Origin of the sequence: Psychrobacter sp. 1Y1, from assembly GCF_051847395.2 — a bacterium.
Taxonomy (GTDB): Bacteria; Pseudomonadota; Gammaproteobacteria; order Pseudomonadales; family Moraxellaceae; genus Psychrobacter.
The window spans coordinates 2,035,405-2,048,125 of the sequence record NZ_JBPYDF020000001.1; the positions used below are offsets into that span (position 1 = coordinate 2,035,405).

General features: G+C 43.1%; 13 protein-coding genes. 1 reads left to right on the forward strand and 12 read right to left on the reverse strand.

Annotated elements, in window-relative coordinates; all coding sequences use genetic code 11:
* From radA to ACS8FA_RS22400, 12 genes are all read right to left on the reverse strand, one after another.
* On the reverse strand, positions 1-1,437 hold the full coding sequence (gene radA, locus ACS8FA_RS22345; RefSeq protein ID WP_439267484.1) for a DNA repair protein RadA: 1,437 nt from the start codon (positions 1,435-1,437) through the stop codon (positions 1-3).
* Between the two features lie 358 nt (positions 1,438-1,795).
* A complete protein-coding gene (locus ACS8FA_RS22350) occupies positions 1,796-3,010 on the reverse strand; it encodes an IS256 family transposase (RefSeq protein WP_522901996.1) in 1,215 nt (404 codons plus the stop codon).
* 130 nt (positions 3,011-3,140) lie between these two features.
* On the reverse strand, positions 3,141-3,851 hold the full coding sequence (gene lptB / locus ACS8FA_RS22355) for an LPS export ABC transporter ATP-binding protein (protein ID WP_379544987.1): 711 nt from the start codon (positions 3,849-3,851) through the stop codon (positions 3,141-3,143).
* 143 nt (positions 3,852-3,994) lie between these two features.
* Positions 3,995-4,552 (reverse strand): lipopolysaccharide transport periplasmic protein LptA, encoded by a 558-nt coding sequence (gene lptA, locus ACS8FA_RS22360; RefSeq protein ID WP_102078866.1) that lies wholly within the window; start codon positions 4,550-4,552, stop codon positions 3,995-3,997.
* 89 nt (positions 4,553-4,641) lie between these two features.
* Positions 4,642-5,226, reverse strand: coding sequence for an LPS export ABC transporter periplasmic protein LptC (gene lptC / locus ACS8FA_RS22365; RefSeq protein ID WP_439266999.1), 585 nt, complete (start codon positions 5,224-5,226; stop codon positions 4,642-4,644).
* Complete coding sequence (locus ACS8FA_RS22370) at positions 5,223-5,789, reverse strand: KdsC family phosphatase (protein ID WP_102078867.1); 567 nt, start codon at positions 5,787-5,789, stop codon at positions 5,223-5,225. Before ACS8FA_RS22370 ends, lptC begins: the two co-directional genes overlap by 4 nt.
* Before the next feature lie 77 nt (positions 5,790-5,866).
* Positions 5,867-6,859 carry a KpsF/GutQ family sugar-phosphate isomerase gene (locus ACS8FA_RS22375; protein WP_101205038.1) on the reverse strand — a complete coding sequence of 331 codons (993 nt, stop codon included), beginning with the start codon at positions 6,857-6,859 and terminating at the stop codon, positions 5,867-5,869.
* Between the two features lie 219 nt (positions 6,860-7,078).
* Positions 7,079-7,606, reverse strand: a complete 528-nt coding sequence (hfq, locus tag ACS8FA_RS22380) for an RNA chaperone Hfq (RefSeq protein ID WP_160022674.1) — start codon at positions 7,604-7,606, stop codon at positions 7,079-7,081.
* 327 nt (positions 7,607-7,933) lie between these two features.
* Complete coding sequence (gene miaA / locus ACS8FA_RS22385; RefSeq protein WP_439267002.1) at positions 7,934-9,100, reverse strand: tRNA (adenosine(37)-N6)-dimethylallyltransferase MiaA; 1,167 nt, start codon at positions 9,098-9,100, stop codon at positions 7,934-7,936.
* Positions 9,101-9,182: 82 nt separating this feature from the next.
* The gene (mutL, locus tag ACS8FA_RS22390; RefSeq protein WP_439267004.1) at positions 9,183-10,988 is read right to left on the reverse strand and encodes a DNA mismatch repair endonuclease MutL; all 1,806 of its coding nucleotides are present in this window, start codon (positions 10,986-10,988) and stop codon (positions 9,183-9,185) included.
* 53 nt (positions 10,989-11,041) lie between these two features.
* Positions 11,042-11,572, reverse strand: a complete 531-nt coding sequence (gene tsaE / locus ACS8FA_RS22395; RefSeq protein ID WP_439267006.1) for a tRNA (adenosine(37)-N6)-threonylcarbamoyltransferase complex ATPase subunit type 1 TsaE — start codon at positions 11,570-11,572, stop codon at positions 11,042-11,044.
* Positions 11,572-12,192 (reverse strand): 6-pyruvoyl trahydropterin synthase family protein, encoded by a 621-nt coding sequence (locus ACS8FA_RS22400; RefSeq protein WP_102091507.1) that lies wholly within the window; start codon positions 12,190-12,192, stop codon positions 11,572-11,574. The genes tsaE and ACS8FA_RS22400 overlap by 1 nt, the downstream gene beginning before the upstream one ends.
* 351 nt (positions 12,193-12,543) lie before the next feature.
* Between ACS8FA_RS22400 and ACS8FA_RS22405 the strand changes: the two genes are divergently transcribed.
* The gene (locus ACS8FA_RS22405) at positions 12,544-12,666 is read left to right on the forward strand and encodes a hypothetical protein (protein ID WP_021815223.1); all 123 of its coding nucleotides are present in this window, start codon (positions 12,544-12,546) and stop codon (positions 12,664-12,666) included.
* Positions 12,667-12,721: the final 55 nt, after the last annotated feature.

The window sequence follows — 12,721 nt, forward strand, 5'->3', positions numbered from 1 at the left end:
TTATAACTCAAATGCGCTTTCGATGGCATCATCAAGTCGTTCAACAGCAATCACATTGATACCTTTAAACTGAGGCGCATCCTTAGCAGGTGCATTGGCCTTTGGAATGATGGCATGCTTAAACCCGTGCTTCATCGCTTCCTTTAGGCGCTCTTGTCCATTAGGTACTGGGCGGATTTCGCCCGATAGACCAACTTCGCCGAATACTGCTAATGAAGATGGTAACGCCTTCTCTTTGATGCTTGAAGCACAAGCCAACAGTACGGCCAAATCAGATCCTGTCTCTATGACTTTGACGCCACCAACGACGTTGACATAGACATCTTGTCCACTGGTATGTATTCCGCCGTGGCGATGCATCACCGCTAGTAGCATGGATAAACGCTGGAAGTCTAAACCTAGCGCCATTCTTCTAGGCGAACCTTGTGAATCATCGACCAAGGCCTGCACTTCTACTAGTAACGGCCTTGTACCTTCACGGCTGACCATTACTACAGAGCCAGCAACAGGTTTATCGTAACGACTTAAAAATATCGCTGATGGATTAGCGACTTCTTTGAGCCCCATATCAGTCATACCAAAGATGCCCAATTCATTAACCGCACCAAAGCGATTCTTAACCGCACGAATCATACGAAAACGCGAGTCAGACTGGCCTTCAAAATAAAGTACGGTATCAACCATATGCTCCAATACTCGCGGACCCGCTAACGTACCTTCCTTGGTTACATGTCCTACTAAAAATAGCGCTGTACCTGTTTGCTTAGCATAGCGCGTCAAAATCGCTGCAGACTCTCTAATCTGACTGACACCACCTGGTGCAGAGTTAATAGCGTCCGTATAAATCGTCTGAATAGAATCAATAATAGCGATGGCTGGCTGCTCTTGCGTTAATGCAGCACAGATAGTTTCTACGTTAGTTTCGGCCAGTACACGCAGTCTATCAGCAGGCAAATCTAAGCGTTTGGCTCGCATGGCCACCTGTGCAAGTGATTCTTCACCCGTCACGTATAGTGCACTACCTGCCAATGAATCGGCTCGTGCCATGTTGGTCGCCGTTTGTAGTAGAATCGTTGATTTACCAATACCTGGATCACCACCGATTAACACTACGGAACCCGCCACTAACCCACCGCCCAGTACGCGATCGAACTCACTGATACCAGTTGGTAGGCGTGTGTCGAGCGTCACACTTACTGCATTAAGCGGCATGACAGCACTGTGAGTACCAGAGTAGTTACCAGCTGGCGCACTGGTGCCACGATTAGCAGCTCGTGCGTTATTGGGCTTCGTGGTGCTCTTATTGTGATGTGGCATGCTGACATTTGGGGCTTCGACCAAGCTATTCCATTCCCCGCAATCCGTACACTGTCCAGCCCATTTACCAAAATGCGCGCCACAATGCTGACAGACATAGCTGCTTTTATTTTTTGCCATAGCTTATAAGCCTTATTCAGAGGATCAATCGAGAATAATGAAGGTAATAATGTCACGCTTTATAAGCGCTGATTCAAAAATATTTGTCATGATAAGTCAGCCTTTAGTTTTACAAGCTGTACTTGAAAGAGGATGATATTAATTGTAGAGATGTTAATTGTAGATATAAGTAGTAACTGGCTTATAAGCTCTATATAAAATAGTTTTAGCCAGCTCTATTAGTTAATCAGAAAACACAAAATTATTGGTATAAATTTTACACAGCGTTTAGAAAGCAAAATGCATAGGAAGTAAGGAAAACCTATACCAGCATAACTCTACTTTAGTGAGCCCATCTCAGATTCTGTGTAACTGCCATTTAGATTAAATGCCTGCTGATGCGATCATCAAACATAATCATAAAGCGATTAAGAGCAGACGTCCAGTTACGGATTGGCATCGACCACTTTTTGGATGCCTGCTGGGTTGCTAGATAGACTACCTTGAAAGCTGCGTGATCAGATGGGAACACCTTACGCTTATTCACCGCTGTCCGAATCACACTGTTCAGTGACTCAATAGCATTGGTGGTATAGATGGCTTTTCTGATGTCTTTAGGGTAATTAAAGAACACCGTTAAGCCCTCCCAGTTATTGCGCCAAGACTTAACCACATGCGGATACTTATCACCCCACACCTCATCAAAGTGCTCAAGATTAGCCTCAGCTATCTCAAGCGTATCAGCGCCGTAGATGGCCTTTAAATCAGCCGCTACGGCCTTTTTATCCGTCCACGGCACAAACTTCATTGAATAGCGCACCATGTGTACGATACACAGCTGAACCTGTGCCTTTGGATAGACGGTGTTAATGGCATCAGGGAAGCCCTTTAGACCGTCAACACAAGCGATTAAGATGTCTTGTACGCCACGGTTTTGAAGCTCGGTAAGAACACCTAGCCAGAACTTAGCGCCTTCATTCTCTGAGAGCCACATACCAAGCAGCTCTTTCTTACCGCTAAGATTGATGTCTAGGGCTAGGTAAATGGCTTTGTTGATGATCTGCTTGTCTTGACGTATCTTCACGACGATGCAGTCCAAATAGACGATAGGATAAACACTGCTCAGCGGCCGGTTCTGCCAAGCGGTGATGTCCTCTAATATATTGTCAGTGACTCTTGAGACAAGAGAGCTTGAGATGTCGACGTCATAGAGCTCTTTAATGCTCTCTACAATCTCGGTGGTGGTTTGACCCTTGGCGTAAAGGAATATGATTTTATCATCGAGACCTGAGATACGGGTTTGATGCTTACTAACGAGTACAGGCTCAAAGCTGCTATCACGGTCTCTTGGGGTAGAGATTTCAAGATCGCCTGTGTCACTGCGGACGGTCTTTTTAGTGTGTCCGTTGCGCTTGTTTGGTTTATCTGCTTTCTCATGCTTGGGGTAGCCGAGATGGTCTTCCATCTCAGCCTCTAAGGCAGTATCGATAAAGGATTGCATGAGCTGCTTTTGGAAGTCTTTGATGTCATCAAAGCTTTTCATGCTACCAGCCATTTGCTCGGCCAATTTTTTAATGTCAGATTGAGTAGTCATTGCTTATTCTCCTGTTAATGGATTATAAGCAGTTACACAAAGTTTGGGAAAGGCTCACTTTAGTAGCTCTGTTTTACTCTGAACCGATTTTATAAAATAGAGTATGAGATAAGAGATTTAATGCTCTCACTTATACCTGGAAGTCTTTACCTAGATAAACAGATTTTACTAAATCATTTTCTAACACTTCAGCCGAAGTGCCTTCTGCAATGATAGCGCCTTCTGATACGATATAAGCTTTTTCACAAATAGCCAGTGTATCTCGAACATTGTGATCGGTGATCAAAACGCCAATGCCGCGATTTTTAAGCGTCAAAATAACGTCTTTGATATCGCCGACAGAGATAGGATCTACCCCTGCAAAAGGTTCATCCAATAATATAAACTTAGGATCAGCGGCCAATGCTCTCGCAATCTCACAGCGTCGACGCTCACCGCCTGACACGCTCATACCCTGAGACTTGCGCACATGTTCTAAATGGAACTCGCCAATCAACTTTTCAAGTTCTTGCTGCTGTTCAGCTTTACTTAATTCTGTACGAGTCTGTAGGATAGCTAAGATATTGTCTTCGATAGATAATTTACGAAAGATTGATGCTTCTTGTGGTAGATAGCCGATACCCGCACGCGCTCGCTCATGCATTGCGTATTTAGATAAATCCATTTTACCTAACGTAACGCGGCCCTTATCCATATTGACCAGTCCCACCACCATATAGAAGCTTGTCGTTTTACCAGCACCGTTAGGCCCCAACAGTCCGACGACTTGACCCTGTTCGACAGAAAATGAAACGTCTTTGACTACCCAACGCTTTCCATAGCGCTTGCCTAAATTTTGCATAGTCAATCGAGCGACAGGCGCCGTATTGGTATTTGATGCCGATAGGTCTAGATTTTTATCATCGCTCATAACTTACTCTTACTTTCACAAAATTTAAGCATTGCTAAAGGCAGACTTATTTACTCATAGCCTGTTTATTTGGATTAACGTACGCCACTTTGGTTTGTACCATTGTTAGGCGGGAATACCAGTTCAACGCGCTGATTGCCGCCAGCAGTCGCTTCAACATCACCTGCTTTTAGGCTATAACGAATGACGTTACCAGCGAAGCTTGCACCATTCTGAACCAGTTTCGCATTGCCAGTTAGCGTAATAATCCCAGACACTGCATTGTAGTCAATCTTATTAGCCTGCCCTTTTGCCAAGCCCTTTTCTTGCGTGACTACTTGCTGCATAGTCGCTGGACGGCCAGTTGCTACCGCCGAGTTAATGCTACGCTGCTGAGAAAGATTGACCGTGATGTTGTCAGCCGTCATCTTAAACGTACCTTGGGTAATAATGACATTACCTGCATAACTGGTCACGCCGGTACGCTCACTATAAGTGGCTTTATCTGCTAGCAATTTAATCTGCTGATTAGAATCTGATGGCAACGCATGACTATATAGCGGTAGCGCCAATAACATCACCATTGGCAGTGCGCACAATTTGTGCAAGCAGAGTGATGATGCGCGTAAAGTAGGCAAAAATTTAAGTTTCATATAAATAACTCATTTCATAATAGGTGGTAGGATTTGCAAACTTTATGCTAGCTGCTATTTTTTGACACAGTAAATAAGAAAGACTTTGATTAAAACAATGCTTTGTCTTGGCGTTCAGATGGAGAAAATGCAACAGCCACTTGGCCAAATTCATACTCTCCCGTCTCAAGATTGGCAGTCATACTAGAGGCTTCAAATCGATTCATGCCTTGTTCGATTTTCACAGGCGCGTCACTGTATACTTTGCCTGATTTCGTATTACCTTTTAGCGTACTACCAGTTACTTTTATCGGTTCAATATCAGGGGTACTCTTATTGCCTTCGCTCACCAGTGTAAATCCACCTGATAAACCAAGCTCCCCTGTCTGTTGACTAATGGCTGCACTGCCCGCTTGAATACGATAGCGTTGCTCTGCAGATGGTTCCCAATTCATGGTAATGCCTGACATTTCATCCTGATTGGTCTCAGGATTATGTGTCAAAGACTCAGCGGTAAGCTCGTATTCGGTTTCACCTTGTTCATTGGTCTGTACGGCTTTGATATCGGTGGCTTCATAATCGACATCTGTCGTTTCAATATTGACTGGCGGCGTTACGTCGCCTTGCTGCTGAAAAAACCAACCCGCAATACCGGCAATAATTAAGGCTAATACAATTAAGACACGTGTATTCACGACTGGTTATCCTGAGTTTGTGCCTCATCAAGCGTGTAATGCGCGATAAAGTCTTGATAATGTCCATGACCTTTTAAGATAAGATCACATATCTCGCGCACCGCTCCAGTACCGCCAGCACGAGTCGTTACCATGTCACTGCGCTTGATAACTTCAGCATGCGCGTTAGGTACGGTTGCCGCGAATCCTACTGTTTGCATTGCTTTGATATCCGGTAAATCATCGCCCATATAGGCACAGTCGGCAGCAGTAATATTCAAAGCAGGATCTAGAGACGATAGTAGCTCGTTTAGCGCAACAAGCTTATCATCACGGCCTTGCACCACATGGTTGACGCCCATTTCTGCTGCGCGCTTGTTTACCATCGCACTACTACGGCCCGTAATGATGGCTGTCAAAATACCGTAGCGCGCTAGCGACTTAACACCCACACCATCCTGTACGGAGAACGCTTTGGTCTCAACACCATTGGCATCATAGATAATTTGACCATTGGATAAAATCCCATCAACATCCATGACCAATAGTTTTACTTGTCCAGCTTTCTGTATCAAGTCCTGCATTATTTGTCTCTTTTTAATATTTATTTTCGAAGCGTCATTCTATATAGCTTAACTATTTCAACGGCAACTCACAAACCTTATTTGACCCCAGCTTGCAGCAAATCATGCACGGTAATAATAGCTTCTAAACGATCTTCATTATCAATGATCAATAACTGGCTAATACCACTCTCATTCATGACACTCAGCGCATCTGACGCACGCATCGTTTTACTGATATGGCGTGGATTACTGACCATCACTTCATGCATTGGCGTTTGTAGATCGATGCCTTTTTCTAACCCTCGGCGTAAGTCACCATCTGTGAACACACCGACGACCTTGTTGTTATCGTCAGTCACTACTGTCATGCCCAGTCGTCCGGCAGACATAGTAAACAAAGCTTGTTGCAATGGGGCCTGCTGATGAATCAAAGGCAAGTCCTCTGAGTTGGTATGCATTAAATCTTCGACACGTGTCAATAGCTGACGACCCAGGGCACCAGCAGGGTGCGATAATGCAAAATCTTCAGAAGTAAAATTACGTGCATGTACTAAAGCAACCGCTAACGCATCTCCGAGCGCTAAAGTAGCCGTCGTACTGGAGGTAGGCGCTAGATTAAGTGGACAAGCCTCTTGCGACTGACCAAGGGTCAATACAATGTCAGCTGCTCGTGGCAACATACCGCGCTTATCACGACTGATACTGATAAGAGGGATATTTAGATGCTTGACAACTGGCAGTAGCATCTTGATTTCATCTGACTCACCTGAGTTTGAAATAGCAAGCAGCACATCACCTTTTACAAGCATCCCCAAATCACCATGCCCTGCTTCACCAGGATGCATAAAAAAAGCAGGCGTACCAGTTGAGGCAAAAGTCGCTGCTATCTTGCGTCCAATTAATCCTGATTTGCCCATGCCCGTGACCACCACTCGACCCTTGCAAGTCAGAATGATGTCACATGCTTGTGCAAATCTGTCGTCAATCTGCTCTGTTAGTAGTGCTAACGCAGATATCTCTGTGTTAATGGCCTCGATAGCAGTGGTAATAAATTGCTCATGGGTTAAGTTGTTTTTGGTATCACTCATGAATCCGCTCTGTTTTTATAATGAATCAATACGCTATTTTACTACACTATGTTTCATATTAGTAATGGTCTACAAAATCTACACTAATATAGTGCGTTGTACCAAATAAAGAGCATGCTGCTATTTATACAAAAAAAACCCACTATTATCAGCAGGTTTTAAACGAATAAATCATGTCTTAATATTTTTTTAGAAAACATGCTCGACTATGGCAATGAGTTAGCTGTTGCTATCATTAGAACCATCGTTTGGCTTATCTTCGAAGCCTGTATTATCTGCCGTGGCATCAAACCCACGATCTTGACCAAAACCACCACGCTCAAACCCGCGCTCTTGTCCTTGACCGAAGCTACCGCGTTCAAAACCACGATCTTGACCTTGGCTAAAACCACCGCGATTAAATCCACTGCGACTCGATGCAAATCCGCGCTCTTCAAAACCGCCAGCAGCAGGATTGCTACCACGTTCAAAGCCACCGCCTTGATATCCAGTCGGTGCTGCGCTCTGAGGCTGAGCACTTGTACCTGTCGTCGTACTACTACGCGGGTTACGCGCTGGCACGACTGTTGAGATGGCATGTTTATATACCATTTGGCTCACTGTGTTTTTTAAGAGAACGACATATTGATCAAATGATTCAATTTGGCCTTGTAATTTAATACCATTTACCAAAAAAATAGAGACAGGAATGCGGTCTTTGCGCAGCGAGTTCAAGAACGGATCTTGTAAAGTTTGTCCTTTTGACATGAAATCTCTCCTAAATATTATATAGTTATGTTTTGAGTGCCAATTATTTTAAGTGTTAATTTAATTATAATGGCTAAAAGGTAGATACAATAAGGTGTTTTCTTTATAAAACGTATCTAAATAAATATTCGTTGCTCTTAAGTGATTCCACTTTATCGCGAATACGTTATTATTGTAAATAATTAAGTAACTGGTTGTTTCGTTAATACTTTTTGTCTACAAAAGTTCATAGGTCAGACATCGTAACGATGCTCAATGCACTGAGCCAAATTATAACAGCTATCTATGTCAATTTTTGAAACTAATTGTGTTAGCTATCATTGCACCTTAAGACAAGTACTCTCGTGCTTCGGCCATGGTTTCAAACGTTTGTAATATCATACGACTGCTAGCATCAGCCCCGCTCTCAGATTCTACTACCCCAGTTGATGATGTGCTAGGCAATTGCATTACCTTTCTTAGCCATGTGTACTGTCGTTTTGCTAGCTGTCTTGTAGCATATAATGCCTTATTTTGCATTTCCTGACAAGCAAGCGCCTTGGTCTCTTGATTAGCCATGTTTGGTTGAGCAGCTGACTGAGCAACATTATCTGAAATTTCTTTTTTTTCGTTGACAGCTATATGCTTTTCAAAAACGTCATAAAATTGAGCTTTATCCAGATGAGTCTCATCAAATATCGGATGGTCAACACGCACCAAGTATTCTAGTACTTGCCTGTAACCCACACAGCGCATCGAAGGCATATTAGGCGTGAGCGGATACTTTTTTAGTAAGTCTATGACTTCAGTCACCAGCCCTTCATTCCACATGATATCTAGGCGTTGTTCGATACGATCATGTAGCCATAGACGATCTGGCATTACCGATAGCGCGTGCCACTGTTGATTCGGATTATGTGCCAATGCTTGCTTTGGCTTACGCTGCCAGTCACTTATTGGAATACGTGTTTGTAGATAGACTTCAATTGCTCGCGTGATACGCTGAGTATCAGTAGCATTCAAGCGCTCATGACTTATAGGGTCTATACTCCCCAAATAATCATATAGAGCGCTAATACCTTCTTCTTGACGCCACTGCTCTACGCTCGCCCGTACGCTGTCATCGCTATCGGGCACAGGAGACAACCCATCGAGTAGCGCCATGTAATACATCATGGTACCGCCTACTAATAATGGTATCTTGCCATTTCTGTGACACTCATCAATGAGGCGAGCGACGTCACTGACAAACTCCGCCACGCTATAGCTTTGCGTAGGATCGATGATATCGACCAAATGATGTGGATAACGCGCCAGCTCAGCCGCTGTTGGCTTGGCTGTGCCAATGTTCATGTCACGATATATCAGCGCTGAGTCCACAGAAATTAATTCAAAACGACCTGTATCGTATAGCTCGTATGCCAGTGATGTCTTGCCGCTAGCAGTTGGTGCCATAAGACAAACTACGCTATTATCCGCCAGCTTGTGAGGTAGGCTATCAGACGAATGTTGCATAAAGTGGCCTTTCATAATATATGGATAACTCAGATATCGATTGGTTTAATTGCTTTAAGATGTTGTAATTATTTTCAGATATTCAGGATAGCATTAGCTTTACTAAGAGGTGACTGTCTATCGCTTTAATAGCATTGTTCATGATTATTTCAGTAAGATCATTTGCAAAAACTATTGAATCTTGCGCAGACATTTGCGTATTGACAATAATAAGTTGCTGATTAATCTCAGTAGCACTGCTTGGCAATCTATCTTTTTTGAATACTTGATGACTAGAGGTAAGTGATTCGAACAACTGGCTTACTTTAAACTGCCAGTCTTTAGCACTTATCAGTGCACACTGCCCTTGGTGATAAAATAATAACCAAGGTAGACTTTTATCCTCTATGCTTGAATCAATACCAATAGTCTCTACGTTTTCAATGATATCTAAGCAAATTGGCAAAGATGCAGAAGTAGCTGCTCCATCAGAATAATGTGACGTGCTGTTGTTACTGTTGTTACTTTGGTCTGATCGTTCATTGATATGAGATTGCACTGACTCTTGCAATGAAGGATTATCTGAAGATGATTGGTTTGCAGTAGACTGATAAGACTGCTTATTAGATTCTACTTGATTATTCTGCCTTTGGTTATTGCTAAACTGACTACTTGAGATGGGCATTTCAGACGAACGACCTTTAGAAGCATTATTACTTGTAGAAGCATTATTACTTGCTCGTTCCGCAGATTTGTATTGGCTATCAGTTTCGGTCGTCGCTACGGACGCAGATGCAGACTCAGACCCAAACTTAGCTACATCAATCGTTTTCAACTGCGTACGAACTGTATGACCTAAGTGCGCCATAATATTATTCAATGGACTGATTTTGATACGTTGTTTAGATGGATGCACATTGATATTTAACCACTGAGTTGGTAAATCAAAATACAGTGCATACCCCATACCTGCTAGCTGCGCACCTTGTGCCAGTTGACGTATTTGATTGCTAATCAATGCTTCTTTTACCAGTCTGCCATTTACATAGAGCAGCTTGGGTAAGTCAGATTTGTCATGATGTAGCGGCCATAACCAACCACTAATCGCTACCTGATTAACATTGCTATTATCGTACCCTACAGACGACTGCACCAGACTCGACAAATCTATCGATATTGCTAATGCATTATCTGTCAATGCCATACCAGTCGCTTGTTCTAGACGCGGCAGTGGCAGGCGAATATTATTATTGTCATTGTTACCACTAATACTCGTAGCACTTGCAGATAATGATAGCCGCTGTTTATTGTCATGAAAAAGTGTCAAAGCAACATCGGCACGCGCCAGTGCGACTTCTCGGACAATGGTCTCGATATGACCGAACTCAGTAGCAATAGATTTCAAATTACCGCGGCGCGCAGGCACGTTAAAATACAAATCTTTTACGACAATCGTAGTACCACGGTTATGCACAACTGGTAACAGTTTCGGTGTGTCATCTAATACGCCAGCGACCTGTAATTGACGACCGATACCGCTCTCATCATGACTACTGGTTAAGGTCAAACGAGAGACAGCAGCCATCGCCGCTAACGCTTCACCGCGAAAACCCAATGTCGTAATACCGTGCAAGTTAGCAACATCGGCAACCTTACTGGTCGCATGACGAGTGATGGCCATGACCATATCATCAGGATGAATACCGACCCCATTATCCACTACCTCAATCAGGCCCATACCGCCTTGAGTGATGCGTACCTCAATATCGGTCGCGCCAGCATCGATGGCATTTTCAAGCAACTCCTTGACCACTGCTGCTGGACGTGTCACCACCTCACCTGCTGCTAATTGATTGATTAGCAGCGGCGATAGTTTTTTAATACGGGTATTAGGATGATTATCTGGCATGGATATATGTCATGTTTTTGGAAAGTAGCGATTGGTATAATTTAGATGTTCGTTTAGATGATAAGTTGCGATAGATCCAAACCCTGCGCTTGACTTGCCTTTGACAACCTCAACTGCACTTGGCGAGCTTCAGTGTCGTTATCATCGCTTACACTTTGAGTCATATCGATGAATAACGTGGGCGGCGGAAGATAGCTATCAGCACGGCTAGCCCATTCGATGATGACTAATGCTTCAGGCTCATCGAGATACTCATCAAACCCAATAAAAGACAGTTCTTCTGGATCTTGGAGACGATATAAATCTGCATGATAAACTGGCTTGATTGAACCATCTTTTCGCTGAATACTGTAGGGCTCAACCAAGGTATAAGTTGGACTTTTTACCGCACCTGTATGACCAAGCGCTTGTAACCAATAACGCGTCAATGTCGTTTTACCAGCGCCCAAGTCCCCTGCCAGCCACACGCTACCTGTCAGTGGTAATGTCGCTAATTGCTTAGCCAATGATTGAGTATCTTGCTCAGAGTTTAGTATCAGAGTCTTTAAGTATTTGCTATTTTCTATAGGTTGACCATCACACATCAGACTGAACCTGCTTGTACTTGCTCTGTCTGTACCTGCATGGTCACAGTTGGATTGGTAAAGCTTTCACCGCGAATCAGTTTGGCATACAGCTCAGAGTCAGTCCACTCAGCACGGACCTGCTCACTGAATTCAAAATCTTCTAAGACCAGCTTACCCATTTGATCGTTTGCAACATCATCAGCAAAGCACTGCGCATACCCAGTCGCCGTCTCATGGGCAATCACTGAGTACACGCTGACATCTGCTTCACCATTTTGCATTTGTGTCTGTCGCAGTATTTCTTGCGCCCAAAAGAATATCACTCGTGAAAACTGCTCTGCCGATGGTGAAACTGGTAGGCTTATCCAACGTGCGCTAAATTTCTTACACGCTGCGACATACTCAGGATCATCTTTGTTCCAAAAACAAATCGCATGATCAAAGCTATCAATGATGTCTTTTATGGAAGATTTTAGCAAACCAAAATCATAAACCATTTGCCCATGGTCTAAACGAGTGGCTTCAAGGATCAGCTCAATTTGATAGCTGTGGCCATGAATCGAGTGCTTACAACGCTCAGAACTACAGTTACGAACGATGTGAGCATTTTCAAATTTGAACAGTTTACGAATACGCATAATAATTTGACCAAAACAGTAAGCACTATGGTGCTAAATGTTAATAAATAAGAGTTTGCCGCGTTTATAAATCGGTTTATGACGCATTATAGCAAATCGCCATGTATCCGTAAGTAAGCACTTATTAATACAATGATTGATTGAACGAATCAATTGGTGAACTAGGACTAACCATAAACATAAAGAATTTAAATGATACTTGAATCGTAGACGAATTGTGCGAGCGCTATCTATTACTAAAGCTTAAGCCTATACTCTATTCAGTAAACAGCTATGTTAGCTGTATTCACACTGTCTTGAATTCGCTTAACTTTGCGTAATGAGTAGTGTGCTGTAAAAAAGGAAACGATTATGAGCAAAGGTCAAGATAGTAAGAAGAACGTTAAGAAAAAGCCTCTTTTGACTGCTAAAGAGAAGAAAGCTGCCAAACAAGCCAAGAAAGACGACAATGGTAGTATTTTAGGCAAACATTAATAATCAATATATTAATATACTAATCCGACCTAGCCGTTCGATTGGTATTTTTTTG